The organism is Actinoplanes sp. NPDC026670, from assembly GCF_040638175.1.
Taxonomy (GTDB): domain Bacteria; phylum Actinomycetota; class Actinomycetes; order Mycobacteriales; family Micromonosporaceae; genus Actinoplanes.
In genome coordinates this window covers 24,604-50,161 of record NZ_JBEZXU010000081.1, presented here as the reverse complement: position 1 = coordinate 50,161, position 25,558 = coordinate 24,604, and the positions used below count along the sequence as shown (strand labels likewise).

General features: G+C 70.6%; 18 protein-coding genes. 11 read left to right on the top strand and 7 right to left on the bottom strand.

Features of this window, described 5'->3' with window-relative positions; translation table 11 throughout:
• Positions 1–131: 131 nt before the first annotated feature.
• Positions 132–3,080 (bottom strand): carbohydrate binding domain-containing protein, encoded by a 2,949-nt coding sequence (locus AB0E94_RS45745; RefSeq protein WP_360340613.1) that lies wholly within the window; start codon positions 3,078–3,080, stop codon positions 132–134.
• A gap of 231 nt (positions 3,081–3,311) precedes the next feature.
• A complete protein-coding gene (locus tag AB0E94_RS45740; RefSeq protein ID WP_360340610.1) occupies positions 3,312–3,971 on the bottom strand; it encodes a TetR family transcriptional regulator in 660 nt (219 codons plus the stop codon).
• 77 nt (positions 3,972–4,048) lie between these two features.
• Between AB0E94_RS45740 and AB0E94_RS45735 the strand changes: the two genes are divergently transcribed.
• Complete coding sequence (locus tag AB0E94_RS45735; protein ID WP_360340607.1) at positions 4,049–5,503, top strand: MFS transporter; 1,455 nt, start codon at positions 4,049–4,051, stop codon at positions 5,501–5,503.
• On the opposite strand, the gene AB0E94_RS45730 is transcribed toward AB0E94_RS45735, so the two are convergent.
• Positions 5,410–6,117, bottom strand: coding sequence for a nicotinamide mononucleotide transporter family protein (locus tag AB0E94_RS45730; RefSeq protein WP_360340604.1), 708 nt, complete (start codon positions 6,115–6,117; stop codon positions 5,410–5,412). The genes AB0E94_RS45735 and AB0E94_RS45730 overlap by 94 nt on opposite strands.
• Before the next feature lie 15 nt (positions 6,118–6,132).
• On the opposite strand from AB0E94_RS45730, the gene AB0E94_RS45725 reads away from it, so the two are divergent.
• The 4 genes from AB0E94_RS45725 (at position 6,133) to AB0E94_RS45710 (ending at position 14,820) form a co-directional block, all read left to right on the top strand.
• A complete protein-coding gene (locus AB0E94_RS45725; RefSeq protein ID WP_360340601.1) occupies positions 6,133–7,014 on the top strand; it encodes a magnesium transporter CorA family protein in 882 nt (293 codons plus the stop codon).
• 82 nt (positions 7,015–7,096) lie between these two features.
• Entirely contained in the window at positions 7,097–10,105 is a 3,009-nt protein-coding gene (locus tag AB0E94_RS45720; protein WP_360340598.1) for an FtsX-like permease family protein, read from the top strand.
• Complete coding sequence (locus AB0E94_RS45715; RefSeq protein ID WP_360340595.1) at positions 10,102–13,098, top strand: FtsX-like permease family protein; 2,997 nt, start codon at positions 10,102–10,104, stop codon at positions 13,096–13,098. The genes AB0E94_RS45720 and AB0E94_RS45715 overlap by 4 nt, the downstream gene beginning before the upstream one ends.
• Before the next feature lie 1,068 nt (positions 13,099–14,166).
• Positions 14,167–14,820, top strand: coding sequence for an ATP-binding cassette domain-containing protein (locus AB0E94_RS45710; RefSeq protein ID WP_360340592.1), 654 nt, complete (start codon positions 14,167–14,169; stop codon positions 14,818–14,820).
• A 222-nt stretch (positions 14,821–15,042) separates the two neighbouring features.
• Here AB0E94_RS45710 and AB0E94_RS45705 read toward each other — a convergent pair whose 3' ends face one another.
• A complete protein-coding gene (locus tag AB0E94_RS45705; RefSeq protein ID WP_360340589.1) occupies positions 15,043–15,885 on the bottom strand; it encodes an ATP-binding cassette domain-containing protein in 843 nt (280 codons plus the stop codon).
• Between the two features lie 66 nt (positions 15,886–15,951).
• On the opposite strand from AB0E94_RS45705, the gene AB0E94_RS45700 reads away from it, so the two are divergent.
• Both AB0E94_RS45700 and AB0E94_RS45695 read left to right on the top strand, forming a co-directional pair.
• A complete protein-coding gene (locus AB0E94_RS45700; RefSeq protein WP_360340586.1) occupies positions 15,952–16,890 on the top strand; it encodes a ribose-phosphate pyrophosphokinase in 939 nt (312 codons plus the stop codon).
• 65 nt (positions 16,891–16,955) lie between these two features.
• Complete coding sequence (locus AB0E94_RS45695; protein ID WP_360340583.1) at positions 16,956–18,977, top strand: response regulator; 2,022 nt, start codon at positions 16,956–16,958, stop codon at positions 18,975–18,977.
• Between the two features lie 18 nt (positions 18,978–18,995).
• Here AB0E94_RS45695 and AB0E94_RS45690 read toward each other — a convergent pair whose 3' ends face one another.
• Together AB0E94_RS45690 and AB0E94_RS45685 are read right to left on the bottom strand one after the other, a co-directional pair.
• Positions 18,996–19,265 carry a PLD nuclease N-terminal domain-containing protein gene (locus tag AB0E94_RS45690; protein WP_360340580.1) on the bottom strand — a complete coding sequence of 90 codons (270 nt, stop codon included), beginning with the start codon at positions 19,263–19,265 and terminating at the stop codon, positions 18,996–18,998.
• A gap of 90 nt (positions 19,266–19,355) precedes the next feature.
• Positions 19,356–20,129 (bottom strand): SGNH/GDSL hydrolase family protein, encoded by a 774-nt coding sequence (locus tag AB0E94_RS45685; RefSeq protein WP_360340577.1) that lies wholly within the window; start codon positions 20,127–20,129, stop codon positions 19,356–19,358.
• A gap of 218 nt (positions 20,130–20,347) precedes the next feature.
• On the opposite strand from AB0E94_RS45685, the gene AB0E94_RS45680 reads away from it, so the two are divergent.
• Entirely contained in the window at positions 20,348–20,722 is a 375-nt protein-coding gene (locus tag AB0E94_RS45680; RefSeq protein WP_360340574.1) for a hypothetical protein, read from the top strand.
• Positions 20,723–20,731: 9 nt separating this feature from the next.
• On the opposite strand, the gene AB0E94_RS45675 is transcribed toward AB0E94_RS45680, so the two are convergent.
• A complete protein-coding gene (locus AB0E94_RS45675) occupies positions 20,732–21,751 on the bottom strand; it encodes a LacI family DNA-binding transcriptional regulator (RefSeq protein WP_360340571.1) in 1,020 nt (339 codons plus the stop codon).
• 134 nt (positions 21,752–21,885) lie between these two features.
• On the opposite strand from AB0E94_RS45675, the gene AB0E94_RS45670 reads away from it, so the two are divergent.
• The 3 genes from AB0E94_RS45670 to AB0E94_RS45660 are packed head-to-tail and all read left to right on the top strand — an operon-like array spanning position 21,886 to position 25,540.
• Positions 21,886–23,859, top strand: coding sequence for a beta-galactosidase (locus tag AB0E94_RS45670; RefSeq protein ID WP_360340568.1), 1,974 nt, complete (start codon positions 21,886–21,888; stop codon positions 23,857–23,859).
• Positions 23,856–24,719 carry a sugar ABC transporter permease gene (locus AB0E94_RS45665; RefSeq protein ID WP_360340565.1) on the top strand — a complete coding sequence of 288 codons (864 nt, stop codon included), beginning with the start codon at positions 23,856–23,858 and terminating at the stop codon, positions 24,717–24,719. Before AB0E94_RS45670 ends, AB0E94_RS45665 begins: the two co-directional genes overlap by 4 nt.
• Entirely contained in the window at positions 24,716–25,540 is an 825-nt protein-coding gene (locus AB0E94_RS45660; RefSeq protein ID WP_360340562.1) for a carbohydrate ABC transporter permease, read from the top strand. Before AB0E94_RS45665 ends, AB0E94_RS45660 begins: the two co-directional genes overlap by 4 nt.
• Positions 25,541–25,558: the final 18 nt, after the last annotated feature.

Genomic DNA, 25,558 nt, shown 5'->3' with positions numbered 1-25,558 from the left:
GGGGGGGGTTGGGGGGGGGGGGGGGGGGGGGGGGGGGGGGGGGGGGGGGGGGGTGGGGTTGGGGGGGGCAGGGGGGCGCGCGGGCCGGGTTGGGGGCCGGCCGGCGCGCTTGGTGGGGATGCGGGGTGTGGTTACTTGAGATAGGTGGTGGCGGAGCCGATCTTGCCGGGCGCCGGGGTGGCGCTCGTCGAGAGGACGTAGACGCGCAGGTTGCCCTTGGCGTTCAGGTCGATGGTCAGGGAGCCGCCGGTGACGGTCTTCGTGTCGCCGGTGACCGCGTCGACGTAGGTGCCGTTCGGGATTCCGCTGAACGTTGCGCCGGCCGAGACCGCGATCAGCGCGAAGCTGTCCACGCCGCCGGCGGTGTAGCGGCGCTTGTAGGCCATGTTGCCGCTGACACCCTCGGTCGAGTACTGGCCCATCTGCAGGGCGGGGACCGCCCGGCGGATCTGGTTGAGCCGCTGCAGGTGCTTGACCAGCGGCTGGGACAGTGTGGTGGCGACCTGGCCGCTGGCCGAGCTGACCACGCCGTAGTCGCTGGCGGTGACGCTGCCGGCGACGTTGGCGCCGTAGTAGGCCCGGCCGGTGGTGGCGAGCGGGCAGGTCGGGCCGCAGTCGATCTGCTTGCCGGCCTGGAACTCGATCTCCGAGCCGTAGTACAGCGTCGGGATGCCACGGAACGTCCACATGAGTGTCATGTTCTCGGCCCACGCGTCGGTGCCGCCGGTGTAGCGGGTCGACGACTTGTTCGGCCCGTAGTCGTGCGAGTCGACGTAGACGACGTTGTAGGTGGCGTCGTTGACCGAGTCGTCCGAGTCCTTGCCGTTCCAGTACGCGTTGTTGGCGTCACTGAAGTTCATGTGCATCCGCATGTCGATGATGTTCATGCCGGAGAACTTCGAGTAGTCGGGCGTGTGGTAGTTGTTGCCCGACAGGAACGCGTTGGTGCTGGTCGGCTGGTTGCCCGTACCCAGATTGTTCTCGTAGTTGAACTGCTCGAGCGCCGCCGCGACGTCGTCGGACGAGTAGGTCGCCCGCTCCTTCCAGGTGAAGAACTGGGCGGAGTGGTTGACCGAGCCACGGTTCCATTTGTCGTTCACGAACGCCGCGACCTCACCGAAGATGTAGAAGTCCTTGGCCTTGGTGGCGCCGTACTTCTGGGTGAGGATCTCCTGGAAGGCCGGCAGGAAGCGCCGGTTCCAGGTGACGCGCGGGATGTGCACGGCGGTGTCGATGCGGAAACCGTCCACACCCATGTCGATGTACTTCTTGTACGCCCCGATCAGGTAGTCCTGGACCACGGCGTTCTCGGTGTTCAGGTCGGCGAGGTCCTCGTGCAGCCAGCAGGAGCGCGCGTCCTCGCCCTCCCAGTTGCCGATCCAGCACTGGTGGAAGAGCGTCGACGGGAACGACTTGTTGGTCGGCAGCGGCCACTGGCAGTTGTAGAGCGCGAAGCCCTCGGCGCTCTTGCCGCCGGTCGCCACCCCGTAGTTGGGGCAGGTGTTGGTGGCCGGAGCGGTGGTGCTCCACAGGTCGCCGTTGTAGGGGCGGCCTTTGGCGAGCGCGTTCTGCGCCGCGGTCATCGTGGAGTCGTTGCCCTGGTGTTCCTCCAGCGGGTTGTAGGTCTTGCCGGCGACCTTCTCGCTGTAGAACCACTTCCAGTCGTTGTCGCGCGCGCCGTACACGGTCGGGGTGTAGAGGCCGTTGGCGCCCCACCGCGACGTGTGGTTGAGGACGATGTCCTGGTAGATCTTGAGGCCCTTGGCGTGGGCCGCGTCGATCAGCTGCTGGTAGGAGGCCCCGTCGGATTCGAGCCGCGGGTCGACCTCGTAGAAGTCCCAGCCGTGGTAGCCGTGGAAGTCGTAGTCGGAGCGGTTCAGGACGACCGGCGTGATCCAGATGGCCGAGAAGCCGAGCCCCTTGATGTAGTCGAGCTTGTCGACCAGGCCTTTGAAGTCGCCGCGGAACATCGGGTCGTCGTTCGCCGCGTTGCCCGACTTGACGTGCTGGCTGCCGCCGCGGTTGTTGGTGGTGTCGCCGTCGTTGAACCGCGCGGTGAGGATGAAGTAGATGCTGTCCTTGCGCGGGTCGCCGCCGAGCATCTCGCCGCCGGCCGGGGCCGGGTCGGCCGCGCCGGTGGTGACGGTCGCCGAGGCGGCGGTGGAGAGGTTGCCGGCCGCGTCGAGCGCCTGCACCTGGTACGTGTAGGCGGTGTTCGCGCTGAGGCCCCGATCGGTGTACCCGGTGGTGGAGCTGCTCAGCACGGTGCTGCCCCGGGTGATCCGGTAACCGACGACACCCACGTTGTCGGTGGACGCGGTCCAGCCGAGGGTGACCGTGGTGCCCGCGGCGGTGGCGGTCAGCGCGGTCGGGGCGGTCGGCGCGGTGGTGTCGGCCGGGGCTGTCACGCACGGGCTGGTCGCGTTCGCGGTGACGACGCCGCCGTTGACGGTGCTCGTACCCGTACCCAATGCGTAGTTCTTGCTGGAGTTGTTGTCCCAGGTCCCGGAGCCGTTGTTGAAGGTGGCGGCCCAGGTGGTGGCGGTGCCGAGGCTGACCGTCTTGCGGACCCAGCCGGTGCAGGCCTCCTCGTTCATCACCACGCCGGGGACCGTGGTCCAGGAGCCGCCGGTCGGCGCGTAGTGCAGGTACGTCGTGGTCCACGCCGTCTTGTAGTAGACGGTGGCCGAGTTGCTCGCCGTGCTGCACGGGACGGACGAGCTGACCGCGCCACCGGAGATCGTGACGGTGCCCGTACCCACGCTGTAGTTCGCTCCGGAGTTGTTGTCCCAGGTGCCGGATCCGTTGTTGAAGACGACCTGCATGCCGGTGGCGGCGCCGAGGTCGAGTTCCTTGGAGTACCAGCCGGAACAGCCGGTGTAGGCGCTCATCGCGACGCCGGGCACGGTCGTCCAGGAGCCGCCGGTCGGCGCGTAGTGGATGTTCACCGTCGTCCAGGACGTGGGCGCCTGGTAATAGACGGTCACCGTCGTCGCCGCGTGTGCGGCGGGCAGTTCGGTCAGAAGAAGCAGGGGTACGGCGCAGAGCGCGGCCAGCACTCTGCGGAGTATTCGGGACACGGGGGCCTCCAACCACCTCGGGGACGGGCGGTGTTACGGGGGAGATGCGGGCTCAACGAGTCGGTAATCCCGCGTTCACATGACGTGGAAGCTAGCAACTTCTTTCAATTTCTGGAAGCCTCTGCCGTCCTCTTGCAAAAAGATGCACTGAGATATGTCGATCTGTCCGTTGATGGGCAGCAAGAAGGGGCGCGCCGCGCGGTGCCGGCACGCCCCTTCAGGGAAGTCTGTCTATCGTCTGGGGGCCATCGCCTCGACGCCGGCGATCAGCAGATCGACCGCGAAGGCGTAGTAGCGGTCCATGTCAGGCTCGTCGCGATAGGACTCGGCGAGCCGGATCATCATCGGGAAGCGGTGGGCGGGCATGGCCTCCAGCTGCACCCGTTTCTGCCGGCGCCACTCCAGTTCCTGGTCGGCCGGCGTCCCCGGTGGGCACCCCGGCTGCCCGCTCACCACGCCCATGCAACCGTTCAAGAGGTACGTGGCCACCCAGTACCCCTCCTCGACGGTGAACCCGGCGTCGGCCAGCAGGGTGAGTGTGTCGTTCGTCGCCCGGTTGAAGCTCTCGGTGCGCGTCTTGTCCACGGAGTGCAGGAGCACCGGCAGGGACGGGTGCTCGCGCATCACCCCGACCACCGTCTCGACCACTCTGCGTAGGCGTTTCTGCCAGGGGTCGTCGACGTTCGCATCGGCCCGCACGTCGGTGAGCAGGTGGTCGACCATGCCCAGGAGCAGCTCTTCCTTGTTCTTGAAGTGCCAGTAGAGCGCCATCGGGGTGACGCCCAACTCCTTGGCGAGGCGACGGACCGTCACCGCGTCCAGCCCCTCCTCGTCGGCGAGGCGGAGCGCGCGGTCGGCCACGGCGGCCTTGGTCAGTCGATCACCGGTCACTTGACAACTATACGACGTACGGGTCTCATGTACGAGGTACATGTACACCGTACAAGTACGTCGTACAGGGGGCTTAGATGGAGAAGAATCGCCGGTGGTGGGCGCTGGTCGCGGTAGCGCTCGGCACCTTCATGACCTACCTCGACAACAACGTCGTCAACGTGGCGCTGCCGTCGATCCAGCGGGACCTGGGCCTCAGCATCGCCGGGCTCGAGTGGATCACCAGCGCGTACATCCTGGTCTTCGCCGGACTGCTGCTCGCCGGAGGCCGCGTCGCGGACGTCCTCGGCACCCGCCTCGCGTTCGTCGCCGGACTGGTGATCTTCACAGGCGCGTCGGTCGCGGCCGGGCTCGCCGACAGCCAGGGACTGCTGATCGGGGCCCGCGCGGTCCAGGGCATCGGCGCGGCTCTGCTCGCCCCCGCGTCACTGGCCATGCTCCAGGAGCTGTTCCCGGACGCGAAGGAACGTGCCACCGCCATCGGGATCTGGGGTGGGGTGGGCGCGCTCGCCCTCGCCGTCGGGCCGTTCACCGGCGGCGTGCTCAGCGAGCACGTCTCCTGGGGCTGGATCTTCCTGATCAACCTGCCGATCGGCGTCGCCACGCTCGTCCTGACCCTGGTCAGCGTGCCCCGTCAGCCGATCCGGGACGGGTGGTCGCCGCGCCGCCTCGATCCGGCCGGGCTCGCCTCCTCCTCGATCGGGCTGTTCGCTCTCACGTACGCCCTCATCGAAGGAGACGCGGAGGGCTGGACCTCGCCGCTCATCCTGGGATCATTCGCGGTCGCCGCCGTGGCGGCTGTGGCCTTCGTGCTGCTCCAGAACCGCAACGCCGACGCCATGATGGATCTGAAGTTCTTCCGGTCCCGGATGTTCTCCGGAGGTCTTCTGGCGATGGGCCTGTGGGCCTTCGGTGTCTTCGGCATCTACTTCTACATGGCCATCTACCTCCAGAACGTGCTCGGCTTCACGCCCACAGAGGCGGGCGCGGCGTTCATCCCGATGGCCCTCATCACGGCCGCCGGCGCCGTCCTGGCCCCGCGTCTGGAGATCCGGTTCGGTGTCGCCCGGGTGACCGCTTTCGGTCTCGCCGTGATGGCCGCGGCGATCGGCGGCATCGCCGGGTACGGCGAGGGCACCACCTACGGCGACCTGCTCCCGTGGTTCCTGCTCTACGGCGTCGGCGGCGGCCTGCTGATCCCGCTCAACACCGTGGTCGTCGACGCGCTGCCGCCACAGCGGGCCGGCATCGCCTCCGGCATGCTCAACGTCTCCCGTGAGGTGTTCGGCCTGCTCGGCGTCACGGTGCTCGGCGCCATCCTGAGCAACCGGACCGAGGCCGCCGGCGGCGACTTCCTGGCCGGCTACCAGTTCTCGCTGGTGGTGGCCGCGGTCCTGGTGGCGGCCGGAGTGCCGGTCAGCCTGTGGATGCTGCGCCGTCAGGCCGCGGCGGGCGCCGGGGCCGGCGTGGACGAGACCGCGCGGGAGATCCGCAGCCAGACCACGAAACCCCAGATGACGAAGAGCGCGTAGACCGCGTAGAGGATCGCCGACGGGTAGTAGCCGAAGTGCAGCAGCTCAGGCACGCCGACCAGGTCCACGGCGATCCAGCACAGCCAGAACTCGACCCAGCCACGGGCCATCGCGTAGGTCGCGAGCATCGATCCCACGAAGATCCACGAATCCGCGAGGTAGTACCACCAGGGGACCGGGAAACCGGCCCCGACCTCGCGGAACACCACGAAGCAGACACCCACTGCGGCCAGCGCGAGCGGGATGAAGACCAGGCGCTGCCGTGAGCTCGCCCAGTGCGGGATCACGGCGGCGCCGTGGTCCCGCCGGCGGTTGCGCCGCCAGGCCCACCAGCCGTAGATGCTGGTGACCAGGAAGAACACCTGCCGGGCGGCCTGGCCGTAGAGCGGGGTGCCCTGATCGTTGCCGACGGCTTGGCCGACGAAGACGGTGAACAGCAGGACGTTGCCGACGATCCCGACCGGCCAGGCCCACGCGTTGCGGCGCAACCCGAACAGCGCCGACCCCAGGCCGAACGCGTTGCCGACGATCTCCCGCCAGTAGATCGCCTGACCGTCGGTCACCTGCCACTTGGCGTCATAGAAAGCGGTCAGCAACTGATCGATCCAGGTCACGGCTTATCCTAAGCCGTGACCACCCGCCGTTACGTCGACGAGCCGGGCGGGGTGCTCTGGTACGACCTCGACGATCCGTCCGACGAGGAGCTACGGACCCTCGCCACCCGGTTCGGCCTGCACCCGCTCGCCGTCGAGGACGCCCTCCAGGAGCACGAACGGCCCAAACTGGACCACTACGACAACCACCTGTTCCTCAACGTGTACGCCGTCGGGTTCGACGAAGGGCCGCGCAAGACCGAGATCAGCGCGTTCATCACCCCGCAGGCGCTGATCACCGTGCACCGGACACCGTTCGACATGCAGCCGGTGCTGGACCGGTGGGCCGACGGCGAGCGCCCGCCCGGCGGCGTCGACTTCCTGGTGTACGCGCTGCTCGACCTCGTGGTCGACACCCAGTACCGGATCGCCCAGCGGATCGACGAGGCGATGGACTCCGTCGAGGACCGGATGCTCGGTGACGGCCCGGCGCCCCGCGACGTGCGGCGGCACGGCTTCACCCTGCGCCGGCACCTGGCCGCCCTGCGCCGGGCGGTCGCCCCGATGCCCGAGGTGGCCCGCTCCCTGGTCGACAGCGAACATCTCAAGCCGTACTACCGGGACGTCGAGGACCACGCCCGGCTCGCCCTGGACCTCATCGAACACTCCCGGACCCGGATCACCGAACTGCTCGACGACGACCTGGCCGAGCAGAGCAACGAGCTGAACGTGGTCACCCGCAAACTCGCCGCCTGGGCCGCGATCATCGCCATCCCCACCGCCCTGACCGGCTATTTCGGCCAGAACCTGCCCTACCCCGGGTACGAGCAGTGGTCCGGGTTCGTGGTCAGCACGGTGCTGATCGTGCTGTCGGCGGGCGGGCTGTACCTCTACCTCAAACACCGCCGCTGGATGTGAACCGGTTAAGCGCCGCTGTCCACAGGGGCCCCCGGGCAGCCTCCTGATCGCGTAACGTCCCCCGCAACCGGGGGAGGGGTGAATGTTCGCGCTCGTCTTCGGCGCGGTGCGGACCCGAGCCGCGCAGGTGCTGACGATTCTGGTGCTGACCGTGCTCGCGGCCGCCGTCGCCGCGGCCGGTCCCTGGTACGGGTTCGCCGCCGTGGGCAAGGCCGCCGACGCCTACCTGGAGGCGGCGCCGGCGAGTCAGCGCACAGTTACCGTGACCAGCCGCATCGACACCCGCGGCGACCCGGCTGGAGCCCTGGACCGGTTCGCCGGACAGGTCCGGGCCGGCCTGCCGAAGGGGATCGGCGACGGGCTCCGTGGCCTCTCCGCGTCGATCAACGTGCAGAGCGGATCGTCGGCGAGCACTACCATCGACCTCGCCCATCGGGACGAGTTCTGCGACCGGGTCCGGCTCGACGGGGCCTGCCCGGCGGCCGCCGGTGAGGTGGCCGTCAGCCACGACGCCGCACGACAGCTCGGCGTGACCACCGGTGACGTGCTGACCGTCCTCACCGCCACCTCGGCCGTGCCGCTGAAGCTGACCGTGGCCGGGCTCTACGCCCGGACCGACCCCACCGGGACGTACTGGTCGAGTCGTCTGTTCCGGTCCGTCACCGGGCCCGACCCGATGTTCACCGTGACCGCCACCTTCGAGCACAAACATCTGGCCAGCCCGACCGTGGCGTACGACGTGGTGCTCCCCGGCGCCCTGCTGCGCGGTGACGGCGGCTTCGACCTCGGCGCCGCGCTGGTCGAGTCGGACCGGTTCCTCGGCCAGTCCCAGCTCCGGCTCAGCAGCCAGGCCACCCCGCTCCATCTGGCGATCGTCCGCGACCGCGCCACCATCCTGGACGGCATCTCGGCCTCCGGCGCCCAGTTGCTGGTCCTCACCTGGTTCGCCCTCGGCCTCGCCGGGTGGTACACGTTGCGTGACCGCCGGGCCGACGCCGCCCTGCTCAAACTGCGCGGGGTGAGCCGGTCCGGGCGGCTGCGGCTGGCCCTCGGGCAGCACCTCGTCCCACTGATCGGCGGCGCGCTGATCGGCGCTCCCCTCGGATACCTGACGGCGTGGGCGCTGGCCGGCCCGGTGCCGGTCGCCGTGGACCGGCAGACCGCCCTGGCCTGGAGCGCGCTGGCAGTCGGCGCGGTGCTGGCCGGCGGCCTCGCCGTGCTCGCCACGGTCGAGGCCACAGTGCTCGGCCGGCCGGTCTCCGCGTTGCTGCAACGGGCCGGTTCCGGGCGCGGCTCCTGGCGGCCCGCCCTCGTCGACGTGATCCTGCTCGCGATCGCCGTCGCGGCCCTCTACCAGGTCCGGTCGGCCGGCTCCGGCGACGGCCTGGGCCGGGCCGCGCCGGTCCTGGTCGCGCTCGCGGTCGGCCTGATCGCCGCCCGCCTGCTGAACCGGTCCGCCGACCGGGGCGGCGCCGCGGCCCTGCGCGCCGGGCGGTTGCGGGTCGGCCTGACCGCGTTGCGGATCTCCCGGTCGCCCGGCTCCGACCGGCTGTTCGTGCTGGTCGTCGTCGCGGTCGCGCTGTTCGTCACGGCGGCCGGCGGATGGGCCGCGGAGAGCGCCGGCCGGACCGCCCGCAGTGAATCCGAGCTCGGCGCCAGCCGGGTGCTCAGCGTCACCGCGGCCAACCGGACCGTCCTGCTGACCGCGGTGCGCGCCGCCGACCCGGGCGGCCGCCAGGCGATGGCGGTGGTCCGCAACCGCAACGACACCGCCCAGATCCTCGAGGTCGACACCACCCGGCTCGGCTCGGTCGCCGCCTGGCGTCCCGAGTACGGTCCGGCCGGCGCCCTGCCGGACGCGGTGGCGGCCGCCGCGCTGCCCCCGTTGCCGCTGGTCACCGGCGACCGGCTGACCCTGGCCGTCCGCCGGGAGAGCGGCGAGGCGGTGGCGCTCACCCTCCACCTCCAGCACGAGGCGACCGGAGAACCGGTGAAGGCGCCGTTCGGCGCGCTGCGTCCCGGCGACCAGACCGTGACCGCGCCGGTCACCGGCTGCACGGCCGCGCCCGGCTGCCGGCTCGTCCGCTGGGAGCTGACCACCCCACCCGCGCCGGACGGGCGGGTCCGCCCGGCCCCGGCCGGATCAGCGGTCGTCGTGCGCCGCCTCGACCAGGGCGCCAACATCCTCGACGGCACCACCCTCGGCGACATCGGCCGCTGGCGGGTCGGCACCATCGGCGCCGCCGTCGACCTGGTCGCGGCCGGCGGGACCCTCCGGCTGTCCGCCGACGAGAACCACACCGAGGTGGACCGGGTGGGGGTCGAGGCGTGGGCATCCGACCACCTGCTGCCGCTGCCGGCCCTGCTCGCCGGTCCGGTTCCGGACCGCTGGCGGGACGACGAGGCACTTCTTCCGGGGTACGGGGAGCTGACCCCGGTCCAGGTGATCTCGAATGTCGCAGCCCTGCCCGCGGTCGGCGGCTCGGGCCTCGTCGTCGATCTGGACAGCACCCGCCGCCTCGCCGCGGACGCCGACCCCGGTGGGCAGTTCGAGGTGTGGCTCGCACCGGACGCCGGCCCCGGCATCGTCGAGGCCCTCACCGCGGCCGGCCTGACCGTCAGCGCCGACACCGACGTGGCCGCGCACACCGTCCGCCTCGGCACCCAGGGCCCGGCCGTCCTGGTTCGGTTCGAGCTGCTCGCCGGCGTCGCCGCGCTGCTGCTCGCGGCGGCCGCCGTCGCGGTCGCCGCCACCGTGGACCGCCGCTCGCTGGCCGAACAGCTCGCCGCGCTGCGCCTCCAGGGCCTGCCCCGCCGGGTCACCGTGAGCATCGGGTGGGCCGGCACCGCGGCGCTGATCCTGGCCGGTCTCGCCGGTGGAGTGCTGGCCGCCCTGCTGGCCGTCGACGTGACCGGCCGGACCGTCCCGCCGTTCACCGACGGCTGGGCCGTACTTCCCCCGCCCGGCCCACTCGACCCGGTGACGACCGCCCTGGCCGTGGCGGTGGCGCTGGCGGTGCTCGGCGTGACCGGCCGGCTCGCCCTGCAACCGCTGATGAGGAGCCTGCGCGACGGGGAGGCGGGCCGATGATCTCCCTGGTCCTGGCAATGGTCTGGAACCGGCGTGGCCAGGCCGTCACGCTGGCCCTGCTGGCGATGCTCGCGGTCGCCTCCGCGGTGGCCGCCCCGGCCTACGTGATCGCCGCCGAACGCGCGGTCGCCGAAGGCCAGATCGCGACCGCGCCGACGAGCGAGCGGACCCTGGTGGCCCGCCGCACCACCGACAGCCTCCAGGAGGCGTCACCAAACGTCGGCATCAAGTTCCCCGACGTGGGCCGGGTGCTGCTGCTCGGGCTGGGCGGGTTCACCTTCTACCACTCCGCCGAGGTGCCGACGGTCGGTCTCGAGGCGGGCAACTTCAGCCCGACCCGGTTCGTCTTCCGCCAGGACCTCTGCGCCCACGTGCTGGTGCTCGCCGGCCGCTGCCTGGCCGGCGAGGGTGACGTGCTGCTCGGCGAGGACACCGCGAAACGGCTCGAACTGGCCGTCGGCGACCCGATCACCCTGACCGCGGCCCGGGCGAACGGCCTGTCCCGGCCACCCACCTGGGATGCCGACGGCCCACCCAAACGACTCACCGTGGCCGGCGTCTACCGGGCCGTCGACCCGGCCGCCCCGTACTGGGGGCTGCACGGCTACTTCGTCTCCGGCTCCGACGTCGGCCCCGGCGAACCGGTCTTCACCACCGCCGGGACGCTCGACACGATGAAGCGGACCACCACCGCCATGGCGATCGACGGCATCGCCCAGCCCGGCACCCTCGACGTCGACCGGCTGGAGCAGCTCCGCGCCGACATGGAACGGCTCGACGTCACCGCCGCCGAGCTCCAGGACTCGCTCCAGTTCGACAGCGGGATCCCGCACCTGCTCGACCGGATCGACGAGGGCCGCGCCGCCGCCCGGATGCTGGTCCCGGTGCTGGCCGTGCCACTCGTGCTGCTGGCCTGCTTCACCATCTACCTGACCGTCGGTTACGGGGCCGAGGGGCGGCAGAGCGAACTCGCCGTGGTGGCGCTCCGCGGCGCGCGCTGGTGGACCCGATGGTGGCTGGCCACCGGCGAGAGCCTGGTCGCCGTGCTGGGCGGGGCGGTCGCCGGGTGCCTGGCCGGGCAGTTGCTGGTCAACGGCGTCGCGGCGGTGCTGTTCCCGGGCGCCGGGACAGCGCCGGCCTTCACCTCGCTGCGGTACGCGCCACTGGCCGCGGCGGCTGCCCTCGTCGCCGCGGTGGCGGCCCAGCGACGGCAGCTGATCAGCCCGGTCTCCCGGCTGCTGCGGCGCACCCCGCCCGCCGACCGTCGCCGGCTCGCCGCCGCCGAGGCGATCGTCGCAGCGCTCGCCATCGCCGCCGGCGTCCAGTACTTCCTCTCCGACGACCCGCTCACCGGGGTCGGGCTGTTCGCGCCCGCGCTGATCGTGCTGGCGTTCGCCCTGGTCACCGCCCGCCTGCTGCTTCCGCTGGTCAGCCGGTACGCGGTACGCGCTCTGGCCCGGGGCCGGCTCGGGATCGCGCTCGCCGGCCTCCAACTGTCCCGCCGGCCCGGCGCCGGCCGGCTGTTCGCGCTGCTGGTCGCGTCGGTCGCGGTCGCCGGATACGCCGCCTGCACGGTCGACACCGCGGCCCGTGGCCGGGACGTCGAGGCGTCGCTCGGCACCGGCGCCGACCGGGTCCTCGTCGTCCAGTCGACAACCCGGCAGGACCTGCTCACCGCGGTCCGTGCCGTCGACCCGGACGGCGTGTTCGCGATGGCCGCCGTCCGCATCCCCGGCGGCTCCACCACCCCACCAGGCCTGGCCGTGGACACCCGGGCGCTGGCCGCGGTGCCCGCCTGGGCCGACGGTGCCCCGAGCCGGGCCGGGCTCCGCGAGGTGCTCCACCCGGCGGAGCCGCCACCGCCCGTCGTCTACGCCGGCGCGGACATCGCCGTCGAGATCACCGCCACCACGTCCGGAGCCATGCAACTGGCGGTCTCCCTCTCCGCGATGGACGGGCCGGGCGTCCAGCTCCTCGAGTTCGGCGACCTGAAGAACGGCACGCACACCTACCGGGAGAACGTGGCGATCTGCGAGAACAAGTGCCGGCTCAACGCCATCCGGGTCACCGGGACCGGCACCGCCGTCGAGGCCACCGGCGACATGGTGATCCGTGGGCTGGGCACCGCCACGTCCGTCCCGCTCACCGACGCCGAGCGGTGGCGCGGCACTCAGTCGGCCCGGCTGTCGGCCGCGCCCGACGGTCTCCGGGCCGATCTCCGGGTCACCGGGGCGGTCGCCGACACGGCCTGGATCCAGCCGGTCACCACGCCCTATCCGCTGCCTGTGGCGTACGCGGGCAACCCGCCCGCCTCCGGGACGATCATCGACTCGGGCGCCACCACCGTCCCGATCGACGCGGCCGTCGCCCTGCCGGCGGTGCCCGCCCTCGGCCGCCACGGTGTCATCGTCGACCTGGAGTACAGCGACCTGATCTCGGTCACCCCGAAACTGGTGCCACAACCCGAGGTCTGGCTGAACGCGCAAGCTCCCGCCGACATCCTCGACCGGCTCGGCGAGCACGGCCTCCAGGTGGTGTCCGAGCGATCCGCGGCCCAGATCAAAGCCGGGCTGGACCGGCAGGGCCCGGCCGTCGCGCTCTGGTTCCATCTGCTCGCCGCGATCCTCGCCGGGCTTCTCGGGGCCGGGGCGCTCGCCCTCACCGTGGCCGTCGACCGGGCCCGCCGCACCGAGGACCTCGCCGCCCTTCGCACCCAGGGACTACGGCCACGGCCGGCCGGGCTGGCGACACTCTGGACCTATCCGGTGCTCGTCGTGATCGCGACCACCGTCGGCCTGCTGGTCGTGGCCGCGGCCTGGCGGCTCACCGGCTGGGGGTTGCCACTCGCCGGCCTCACCCCACCGGATCTGCCGATGCCCACCTGGCCCCGGCCGGGGGCGCTGCTGGCGGCGGCCGGAGCGGTGCTGGCGGCCCAGTTCCTGGTGGCGATCCTGAGCGGCCGTGACCTCCGCCGCCGAATCGAGTCCCGATGACCGCTCGCGCTGGCCGTTTCGCGCCGGCCGCCTCGCTTCGCACCGACCGTTTCGCGCCGGCCGCCTCGCTTCGCACCGACCGTTTCGCGCCGGCCGCCTCGCTTCGCACCGACCGTTTCGCGCCGGCCGCCTCGCTTCGTGTCGGCCGTTTCGTGCCAGCCGCCCTGCTTCGTGCCGGCCGCCTTGCTTCGCGCTGGCCGTTTCGCTTCTCGGCGACCGCTTCGCGCTGGCCGTCTTGCCGAAGTCTCGGCGATCTTGGCCGGTCCGCCACCGTTTTGAGGCCTCTGCACAGCCACCTCGGCTTGAGAAGGGCAGCCCTCAGACGGATGACATCTCCTCGCCCGCAACGCCTCCCCATGGTTCCTCGCCCGCGACGCTTCCTGACGGTTCCTCGCCCGCGACGCCTCACCACGGCTGGTCGTCCCGGCTCGTCGCCCTGCTCGTCGTCCGTGGCTTACCGCTCGCGGATCTTGCACGAATGTTCACCCTCGCGCCGATCTTGCAGCCCTTTCCACGCCCCGACGGGAAGAAAGCTGCAAGGTCTCCCCGGCGCAGTGGACCTTGCACGACAGACCACGCCCAGACGTGAAGAACCGTGCAAGATCGTCTCGAAGGTGGAGAACCGTGCAAGATCTACAAGGCTGGCCGGGGATGAATCCTCTGCGAGCACGGCATTCCCGCCTCGGCCCGGTGCCCCGGTCGCCTGTGTGACCGGTGCGACAGTCCGAAGGTGGGGGAAGGCCCGGCCGGGCGCGAAATCGTCGCACGGCAGAGGGATCGACCGCCGACACGGCAAAAGCCTTGAAGAAGCTTCTTCGTGGTGGCGAATCGCCGGGGCGGACCACGAAGCCCGTCGCGGATCTTGCCCGGCCGGCTGGCTCGATCAAGATCATCCGATGCGGCGGAAGCGCTCAGTTACCGTGCGGCGGAGGTCGGCAGGCCCGGTTCGCGGCGCGCGAGGCTGGCCAGCCCGGCTCGCGGCGCGCGAGGCTGGCAGGCGGGGTTCGCGGTGTGGCGGTGCAGCGTGATTGATGTGGTCCGGCATGACGTGATGGGGAGGAGACGGGCATGGGGACGCTGACGGTCGAGGAGGCCGATTTCGGGTACGGGGACGGGCACCCCGTGCTGACCGGAGTGACCGTGACCGCTCGCCCCGGAGAGTTGCTGGCGGTCACCGGCACGTCCGGGGCCGGCAAGACCACGCTGCTCAACGCGATGGCCGGCCTGCTGCGCCCGCGGGAGGGCACAGTGTCGGTCGACGGGGCGGCGCTGACCGGAAGGGATCACGCCGTTTCGCTCAACGTGGTGCTGATCCCGCAGGACAACGGCCTCGCGGCGATCCTGACCGCCGCCGAGAACGTGTCGGTGGCGGTGATCGCGACCGGTGGCACGCCCGCGGACGCCCGTCGGCGCACCGCCGAGTCCCTGGAGGCGCTGGGCCTCTCCGGCCAGGCGAACCAGCTGATCGACGAGCTGTCCGGCGGCCAGCAGCAACGCACCGCGCTGGCCCGTGGCCTCGCATTGCACGGCGACATCGTGCTCGCCGACGAGGTGACCAGCGAACTCGACGCCGCCAACCGGCAGCGGGTGCTCGACCTGCTGCGTGCGGAGGCGGCCCGCGGCGCCACAGTCGTCTTCGCCACCCACGACCCGGAGGCGGCCGCCGCCTGCGACCGCGAACTCCACCTGGCCGACGGCGCCGCCACCTGGCCCCGCCCCTGACCAGCCCGTCACAGCGCCGGCTCGTCATGGGGCCGTCGGCCGTCGCTGAGTGCTGGAATGGTGGGTGTATTACCGGGCTGGGCGACGGCTCGCGGTCTTCGGTGCGGGGCGCGTCAGCCCGGCGGTCGCGTTTCGGCCGGGACGGGCCGCCCGCGTCGCGGTGTAGGCCCGGGGCCGGGTGGATCCGTGGGAGCGGTGGCCGTACCCCAGAAGGGTGAAGCGTCAGGCCGAGGTCTCGTGACCGGACGGCACCAGGGTGACCTCGCCCTCGATGTGCTGGACGGTGAAGAGCGTCCCCGGCGGGTAGGAGCCGAGGACCTCCGGGGGTAGCTGGACCGTCCCGTCGCCGGCGACCACCGCGAAGTCCTGGCCGTCGCGGCCCTCGGCGCCGACCCGCCCGTCGCGGATGGTGACGGCCCGGCCGAGGCGGGCGCCGACCTCGTTGTCGTGGGTGACGACGACGATGGTGGTCTGGCGTTCGGTGTTCACCGTTTCGAGCGCGTCGAGTACCTCGTCGCGGCCCGCGGTGTCGAGGCGGCTGGTCGGCTCGTCGACGAGGAGCAGGCCGGGGCCGGTGGCGATGCCGACGGCGAGGGCGGCGCGCTGGCGGCCGCCGGGGGTGAGATCGGCGAGGCGGCTGCGGCCCTGGCCGGGCAGTCCGACCAGGTCGAGGATGCGGTCCGGATCGTCGAGCTCGATGCCGCGGGTGTGTGCGGCCCGGCGCTGGGCGAGCCAGATGTTGCGGTGCAGCGTGGCATACGGCAGCAGGTTGCGGGAGGCGCCCTGCAGGACGACGCCGATCTCGGTGCCGCGCAGCCGGGAGATCTCGCCGTCGGAGAGTTTGCCCATGTCGTAGGTGCCGATGTTGATCCGGCCGGCGGACGGGCGCATCAGGCCGGCCAGCAGGCCGATCAATGTGGACTTGCCGGAGCCGGACGGGCCGACCAGAGCGAGCGTCTCACCGGGGGCGATGGACAGGTCGACACCGGCGAGGGCGACCACGTCACCGGCCTCGGCGCGGTAGATGTGGACCACGCGGCGGCAGGCGACAGCGAGACCATTCACAAAGGTCAAGCTAGTCGAGGTGGACCACCGTTTCGACCCCGTCGGCGGGCCTCTTATCCTCGGGCCGTGCGCGACATCGCCGTTTTCACCGGATCCGCCCATCCTGATCTTGCAAAGGAGATCTGCGAGCACCTCGGTGTGCCGCTGCTGCCGACCCGGATCGACCGTTTCGCCAACGACTGCATCGAGGTGCAGTTGCAGGGAAACTGCCGGGAGCGTGACGTCTTCCTGATCCAGCCGCTGGTCCCGCCGACCCAGGAGCACCTGGCCGAACTGTTGTTCATGCTGGACGCGGCACGAGGCGCCTCGGCCGCCCGGATCACCGTGGTGCTGCCGCACTACGCCTACGCCCGCAGCGACAAGAAGGACGCCCCGCGTATCTCGATCGGGGGACGTCTGGTCGCCGACCTGCTCACCACCGCCGGCGCCGACCGGGTGCTGGCGATGACCCTGCACTCGCCACAGGTGCACGGTTTCTTCAGCATCCCGGTGGACCACCTGCACGCGCTGCGCGAGCTGGCCCACCACTTCCGTGGCTACGACCTGAGCAACAGCGTGGTGGTCTCCCCGGACCTGGGCAACGCGAAGGAGGCCGCAGCGTTCGCCCGGATGCTGGGGATCGAGGTGGCGGCCGGCGCGAAGCAGCGGTTCGCCGACGACAAGGTGGTGATCAGCTCGGTGATCGGTGAGGTCGCCGACCGGGACGTGATCGTGCTGGACGACGAGATCGCCAAGGGCAGCACGGTGTTCGAGCTGCTGGCCCGCCTGCGGGAGCGCAACGTGCGCAGTGTCCGGGTGGCCTGTACGCACGGGCTGCTCACCAACGACGCGGTGCAGCGCCTCTCCGCGGAGAAGGAGATCGAGGAGATCGTCTGCACCAACACGGTGCCGATCCCGAAGTCCAAGGCGACCGACAAGCTGACCGTCATCTCGATCGCTCCGGCGCTGGCCGAGGCCATCCGGCGGATACACAACGGCGAGTCGGTCAGCGCGCTCTTCAGTTAGCCCTAATTACGGGGAATCGCCCGCACATCGGCAGGCAAACGCGAATCATGATGCTCATGGGTGTCATGGCTTCCCCCCTCCGGTATGCGCTGGCCGACCTCGCCCTCGCACTCAGCCGAGCGGCGGCGGACCCGGCCGAGGTGCGGTCCACCGCCGCCCGCGCCGCCGCCGACATGGTCGGTGACGGCGCGGGCGTGCAACTGCTCCGTGACGACGGGCACTACGAGGAGATCTCGTACCACCATCTCGACAACGAACGCTCGGCTCCGCTGGCCCGGGATCTGTCCCGGGCCGGCCAGACCCCGGACGACGAGTTCTCCACCACCCTGGCGGCCAGCCGCCGCCCGATCGTGCTGGCCGGTGAGGCGGCGGCCGCGCTCGCCGCTCCCGAGCTCGGGGTGAGCGCCGCCGTCCTGTGCCCGGTGATCGTCGACAACACGTACGCCGGCTATCTGATCCTGACCCGCCACACGCCGGACGCCCCCTACTCCACCCAGGAGGTGGAGCTGGCCCGGGACATCGCCGGCGAGCTGTCGCTGGCGGAGAGCTCGGCCCGTGCCCAGGAGCGGCTGCGCAACGCCGAGGAACGCTACCGCCGGGTGCTGGAGACGATCCCGGAAGGCGTGCTGCAGCTGGACCCGAACGGGGTGGCGACCTACGCGAACGAGCCGATCGGCGTGGTCCTGGGCATGCCCCGGGCCGAGCTGATCGGGGTGTCGCTGCGGGGCTTCCTCGACAACGTGGGCCAGAAGGAGCTGGACCGGCGGATCAACGAGTGCCGGACCGGCCGGTCGACGGTCGGGGCGACCCGGCTGATGCGGGCCGACGGGTCGCGGCGCAGCGTGCGGATCAGCATGATGCCGGTCCAGGACGAGCATCACGAGTTCGCCGGTGTGCTGTGCATGATCACCGACACCACCGACCACATCGACGCCCGCGGCCTGAAACGGCAGCTCGACCACCTGCGCCGGCTGGACAGCCTGGGCCATCTGATCGGCGGCCTGTCGCACGACTTCAACAACCTGATGACCGTGGTGGCCGGGTCGGCCGACATGATCCTCGGCACCGCCGACGAGGACTCGCCGCACCACCAGCTGGCCAAGGACATCCTGGAGGCGGTCGGCACCGGGCGGACCCTCACCCATCAGCTGCTCGCCTTCGGCCGCAGCGAGGGGCATCGGCCCGAGGTGATTCCGATCCCCGATCTGCTCACCGACGTGCAGGCATTGTTCAGCCGTACGCTCGGCGAGCGGATCGGCCTGGACCTGGCGTTCGGGCCGGACGTGTGGCCGGTGAAAGCCGAACGCGGCCCGCTGGAGCAGGCGCTGGTCAACCTGGCCGCGAACGCCCGGGACGCGATGCTGCACGGCGGGATGGTCCGGGTGACCGCCACCAACGAGACGGTGGAGCCGGGTCAGCTGGCCGAGGGCGCGCCGACCGGCAAGCTGGTGCACCTGGTGGTTACCGACACCGGCACGGGCATGGACGACGAGGTACGCAAGCGGGCGCTGGAGCCGTTCTTCACCACCCGTCCGACCGCGGCCGGGCTGGGCCTGGCCACCACGGCCGGGATCGTGCACAACCTGGGCGGCCACATCGAGCTGGAGTCGCAGCCACGGATCGGGACGACCGTACACATCTATCTGCCGGCGGCCGAGCAGAAGACCGGCCCGGCGGGGGAGCGGCAGCAGAAGACCGCGGTGATCGGCCGGGTGCTGATCGTCGAGGACCAGCCGGACGTGGCGCAGCTGGTGCGCCGGCTGATCGAACCGGCCGGATACGAGATCGCGGTCGCCACCGACGCGCTGATGGCGGTCACCCAGGTCGCCGCGGGCGCCCGGCCGGACCTGCTGATCACTGACGTGGTGATGCCGACGATGACCGGTCCGGAGCTGGCCGGGGCGCTGCGCACCCATCAGCCGGACCTGCCGGTGCTCTACATGTCCGGTTACACCGCGGCGTCGCTCGGCCCGCAGCTGCACCTGGACGACAACAGCATGCTGCTGGAGAAGCCGTTCACCAGGTCGACGCTGCTGGGGGCGATCAGGTCGCTCTGCGGTCCGCAGCCACCGGTGTCGCAGCGCTGAACGCCCCTGGGATCGGGGTCAGCGGTCCCGCAACGACTCGGCCAGCCGGCGGAGGAACTCCGGGTCGTCGTCGGGGCCCATCGGGGCGGCCTGGACGAGGGCCGGGGTGGCGCGCCCGGACCGGAACCACGCGACCGGGCCGAAGATCGGGCACAACAGGATGAGCACCGCCCAGGCGCCACGCGGGAACGACTGGAGACGCGACCGCTCGGTGAGCAGGCAGTCGATCAGCGCCACCACCGAGAGCGCGACGACGACCAGGAAGAGCAGCGTGTTCAGGTGGGCCATGACCATTACGGTGGCGGCCCTCGGCGGCGGGTCCCGGTCCGCCGACGGTGCCGATGGGTTGCTTCGGCGGCGGACCGGGCTCCCGCGGGGTCAGGCGGCTGAGCCGCTCAGGGCCGGCAGATATCCGCTGGAGTAGCCGCTGCCGTTGGGGTGGTAGGAGTTCTGCGGCGGGATGATGGTGAGCCCGTTGATCCACGGCCGGGACGAACAGACCCCGTGACCGGTGAACTCGTCACGCACGTCGGACCAGACGAACCCGGCCGCCTCGGCGCGCTCCTTGATCTTCTCGTCGAGCACCCGGGCGCCCTCGTTGATCGACTTCCGCTTGGCGATGCTCATCTCGCACAGCACCGACGAGGTGTCGAAGATCAGCGGGTAGCCGAGCACCACCACGCGGGCGCCGGGAGCTTTTGCCTTGATCGCCGCGTACGTCGCGTCGAGTTCGGCCGGGAGGGTGTTCTCGACGTACGCCCGGCCGCTGTTGACCTTGGCCGCGCAGGCCGAATCGCTGGAGGTCAGGCAGGTGACGATGGTCGGCGCGAAGCCGGCGTCGTTGCCGCCGATGGTGATGCTGACCAGGTCGGCGCCGGCGTTCATGGCCGGGATCTGGCTGTTGAGGACGTCGTCGGTGGTGGCGCCGCTACAGGCGAGGAACTGGAACGACGCCGGACTGTTGGCCGCGGCCCACCGGGGTCCGTAGCTGTTGTTGCTGCGCAGGCAGGTGCCGGACTGGCCGGACGCGCCGACGCCGGAGGAGTACGAGTCGCCGAGGGCGACGTAGTCGATGCTGCTCGCCGCCTGGGCGGGTGCGGCGAGGACGAGGCTCAGGACGGACGAAGTGACGAGAACACTGACGATTCTCATCGATGGCCTCCGATGCTCCACGTGGGGATCCGGGGACCGAAGCGCTTCGGTTACCGCACAGTAGGCCGGGTGTCCGAGAAAAGGAATCCGGTGAAATTCCTGTTAAGAAGTAGTAACATGCATCGATGTGACCTGGGGCTATCACGCAAGGTCATGTTTCGTGTACGCGCCAAGCGGATCTTCAGCGTGCTTCCAGGCATGCGAGCTAGCGTCGGATCATGCAAGAGAGCCGGGCCCGCCGATTGGTCGAGACACTGCGGGCGCGCAACGTGTTCGCTCATCTGAAACTGCCGAGCGCCGGGCGTTCCGGATATGCCGTCCGGATCCTGCTGGCCGACGGCCGTGAGGCGCTCTGGGGTGACGACGGCAGTGCCGCGCTCAAGGCGCAGGTGATGCGTGACGGCGTGCTGGTCGGGTTCGTCGACTCCATCCCCGGCTCCGAGGACTTCACCGACGAGCAGGCCGTCGAGGCCATCGCGGCCGCCGATTACGACCGGCCGATCGGGCGCTCCGAGCCCCCGCCGGTCCATCGCCCGGTCCCGCCGCCCCCGCCGCCGAGCCTCACCCAGCGTTTCCGGGGCCTGCGCGGCTGACCCGCCGGGTCAGGCGGAGTCGCGCAGCACCAGCGGGGTGGGCAGGAGCTGGCCGGCCGGATCGGGGTGTTCGCCGCGCAGCTGGCGCAGGATGACCTGGGCCGCGCACGACCCGATCTCCTTGGCCGGCTGGTGGACCGTGGTGAGCTGCGGCTGGCAGCGGACCGCCCACGTGCTGTCGTCGAAGCCGACCACGCCCACGTCGCCCGGCACCGAGCGGCCGGCCTCGCGCAGCGCCTCCAGGGCGCCGGCCGCGATCGCGTCGGAGGCGGCGAAGACGCCGTCCAGGGACGGGTCGCGCTCGAGCAGGTCGCGCATGCCCTTCACGCCGGAGCCGTAGTCGTAGTGCGGCACGTCGGCGACCAGGGTCTCGTCGAAGAGAGGGCCGAGGGCGGCGCGGAAGCCGGCCAGGCGGTCGATGCCCGAGTCGCGGTCGAGGGCGGCGGCGATCATGCCGATCCGGCGGCGGCCGGTGGTGACCAGGTGCTCGGTGATGGCGCGGGCCGAGCCGACGTTGTCTATTCCGACGAACGGGATGTTCTGGTCGAGGTCGGGCGGGTGGCCGACGAAAGCGGCGGGCAGTGCGAGGTCGCTGATCACTCGGATGATCGGATCTTTGGTACGGGCCGAGACGACGATGGCGCCGTCGACGAAACCGCCGCTCAGGTAGCGGGCGACCCGCTCGGTGTCGCGGGCCGACTCGACGACCAGGCTGACCATCTGGTGGTCGGCGAGGGACAGGGCGGCGTTGGCGCCCAGCATGATCGAGCCGATGTTGGGGTCGTCGAGGAAGAGCGAATGTGGCTCCAGTGCGACGAACGCGACCGCCTGTGACCTGCGCATCTTCAGCGCTCGCGCGGCGTTGTTCGGTACATAGCCGAGGTCGCTCATCGCCGTCTCGATGGCGGCTCGCGCCTCGGCGGAGACATATCCACCGTTCAGCACGCGGCTCACGGTGCCCCGGGACATGCCGGCGGCGGCCGCGATGTCGTGCACCGTGGCGCGTTTCTGAGGCTGGGGCCGGGACATGTGGTCAACAGTAGCTGTGGGCTATTGACCTCGTCGCAGGCCAGTCCTACTGTGTGCACGTTCACACATCCGTAACCGCCGTTTAGGCTCACGGAAATGTGTGCACGTGCACACATTCCTTGACCAGGAGTTCTATGAAAAGCGTGCGCATGCCGGTTCCGGGCATCAGCCTGGGCTGCGACTACAACCCCGAGCAGTGGTCGCCGGACGTCTGGCGCGAGGACGCCGCCCTGATGCGGCGGGCCGGGGTCGACCTGGTCGCCGTCAACATCTTCGGCTGGTCCAACCTCGAGCCGAGCCCGGGCGAGTACCGGTTCGACGACCTCGACGAGGTCGTCGAGCTGCTGCACGCACACGGCATCAAGATCAACCTGGGCACCGGCACCTCGTCGCCGCCGCCGTGGCTGAGCAGCCGGTACCCGGAGACGCTGCCGGTCGCCGCGGACGGCACGGTTCGCTACCCGGGCGGCCGCCAGGCCTGGTGCCCCAGCTCCAGCGTCTTCCGGGACCGCGCGCTCGACCTGGTCGGCCGGGTCGCCCGCCGGTACGGCAACCACCCGGCCCTGGCCCTCTGGCACGTCTCCAACGAGCTGGGCTGCCACAACGCGCTCTGCTACTGCGAGACCAGCGCCGACGCGTTCCGGACCTGGCTGCGCACCCGCTACCGCAAGATCGAGACACTGAACGAGGCGTGGGGCACGTCCTTCTGGAGCCAGCGCTACTCGGACTGGTCGGAGATCCAGCCGCCCCGGCTCGCGCTGTCCCTGCGCAACCCGGCCCAGCTGGTCGACTTCCAGCGGTTCAGCTCCGACGAGCTGCTGGACTACTACCGGGCCGAGGCGTCCCTGCTGCGAAAGCACTCCACCGTCCCGGTCACCACCAACTTCATGGTCACCGCCCACATCCGCAACCTGGACTACTGGTCCTGGGCGCCGGAGATGGACGTGATCGCCAACGACCACTACCTGGACCACCGCCTCGGCGACCCGGTGGCCGAGCTGTCCTTCGCCGCCGACCTGACCCGCGGACTGGCCGGCGGCCGCCCATGGATGCTGATGGAGCAGGCGGCCGGCGCGGTCAACTGGCAGCCGCACAACCTCACCAAGGCGCCCGGCGAGATGATCCGCAACTCGCTGACGCACGTGGCCCGGGGCGCCGACTCGCTCTGCTTCTTCCAGTGGCGGGCCTCGGCCCAGGGCGCGGAGAAGTTCCACTCGGCGATGCTGCCGCACGCCGGCACCGACACGGTCGCCTGGCGTGAGGTGCTGAAACTGTCCGAGACGCTGGACCGGATCGGCGAGGTGGCCGGCACCGAGGTCGAATCCGAGGTCGCCCTGCTGTTCAGCTGGGAGTCGTGGTGGTCGTCCGAGGGGGAGGCCCGGCCGTCGCAGGCGGTCACCTACCTGGACCAGGTGCACTCGGCCCACGGGGCGCTGCGCGAGCTGGGCGTGACCACCGATGTGATCGCTCCGGGCGCTGATCTGAGCCGCTACAGGCTCGTCGTGGTGCCGGGGCTCTACATGATCAGTGACACCGACGCCCAGGCGATCGCCGATTACGTGGCGGGTGGCGGCCGGCTGGTGGTCACCTACTTCAGCGGGATCGTCGACGAGCGGGACCGGATCCGGCTCGGCGGCTACCCGGGGGCGTTCCGGGACGTGCTGGGGGTGCTGGCCGAGGAGTTCGCCCCACTGCTGCCCGGCTCGGAAGTGGCCCTGAGCAACGGCGGGACCGGGACGCTCTGGACCGAGCGGCTGCGCGCCACGACCGCGTCGGTGATCGCGACGTTCCAGGACGGCCCGATGTCCGGAATCCCGGCCATCACCCGGAATCAGCACGGCGCCGGCACAGCCTGGTACATCGCCACTAAAACGGATATGTCGGAAACCCTCCGCGAAGCCACGGGGGTCATGTCCGATAAATCGGACAAAGTGGAGGTCGTGCGGCGGAGTGGCGACGGCCGCAGCTACCTCTTCGTCATCAACCACGGCACGGAGCCCGTCGAGCACCCGGCCCGGGGAACCGACCTGGTCACCGGGGAGACGACGGACGGCGTGCTGACAGTCCAGGGCGGCGGCGTGGCGGTCGTCCGGGAGGAGGTCCGGTGAAAGGCAAGTGGAAGGCGCTGACCTTCTTCATCCTCCCGTTCGCCCTGCTCTTCGCGGCGTTCTACCTGGCCCCGATCCTGTACGCGATCAAGCAGTCGCTGTACAAGGTCGAGCGCCAGGGCACGTTCGGCAAGGCCACCGAGGTGTTCGGCGGGCTCGCCCAGTACCAGCGGGTCTTCTCCGACGGGCCGTTCTGGGAGTCGATCGGCCGGGTGCTGCTGTTCGGCGTCGTGCAGGTGCCGGTGATGCTGGGCCTGGCCCTGGTCTTCGCCCTGCTGCTGGACTCCGGCCTGGTCAAGGGGCGGCGCTTCTTCCGGCTGGCGTTCTTCGTGCCGTACGCCGTGCCCGGTGTCGTCGCCGCGATCATGTGGGGCTTCCTCTACTCCCCGAACCTGTCCCCGTTCACCGCGGTCACCGGCAGCTTCGACCTGCTCTCCGCCGACCTGGTGCTGTGGTCCATGGCGAACGTCGTGACCTGGGTGTATGTCGGCTACAACATGCTGATCATCTACTCCTCGCTGCTGGCGATCCCGCAGGAGGTGTACGAGGCGGCGAAGATCGACGGCGCCGGGGCGATCCGTACCGCCTGGTCCATCAAGATTCCGCTGGTGATGCCGGCGATCGTGCTGACCACCGTCTTCTCGATCATCGGCACGTTGCAGCTGCTCGCCGAGCCGGCCGTGTTCCGCAGCTTCAGTTCCGCGGTGACCAGCACGTACACGCCGAACCTGACCGTCTATTCGACGTCGGCCATCCCGAACTTCAACCTGGCCGCGGCGTTCTCCGTGGTTCTGGCCCTGGCGACGTGCGTCCTGTCCTTCGCCTTCCTGAAGGCGACCCAGCGAGGAGGGGACAAGTGAAGCGCCTGGCGCCGATGGCCGTCATGGGGGCGGCGACACTCTACTTCCTGACTCCCATCTGGTGGCTGCTGGTCGCGGCCTCCAAGAGCCGGAGCCAGTTCACCAACACGGCCCCGCTGTGGTTCGCCGACTTCTCGCTCGGCGACAACCTCAGCGAGCTGTTCGCCTACCGCGACGGCGTCTTCCTGCGCTGGATGCTGAACAGCGTCGTCTACACCGGCGGCGCCGCGCTGCTCGGCACCCTGCTGGCCGCCATGTGTGGATACGCCCTGGCCAAGTACCGTTTCCCGGGGCGGGAGGCGATCTTCAACATCGTCCTGTCCGGGGTGCTTGTGCCGGCCACCGCCCTCGCCCTACCGTTGTTCCTGATCTTCAGCCAGTTCCAGGCGACGAACACCTTCTGGTCGGTCTTCCTGCCCAGCCTGGTGAACCCGTTCGGCGTCTACCTGGCCCGGATCTACGCCACCGCGAGCGTTCCGGACGAGCTCCTCGAAGCCGCCCGCCTGGACGGCTCGGGCGAGATCCGCACGTTCTTCACGATCTCCACCAAGCTGATGTTCCCGGCCCTGGTGACGATCTTCCTCTTCCACTTCGTGGCCGTCTGGAACAACTTCCTGCTCCCGCTGATCATGCTCGGCGAGGAGAAGTTGTTCCCGGTCACGCTCGGTCTCTACTCCTGGAACACCCAGGTGAACCAGATCCCCGAGCTGCGGATGCTCGTGCTCACCGGCGCTCTCGTCTCGATCGTCCCGCTGGTGATCGCCTTCCTGCTTCTGCAGCGCTTCTGGCGCAACGGACTCGGCTCCGGCGCCATCAAGTAATCCCTCCCGTTTATGAAA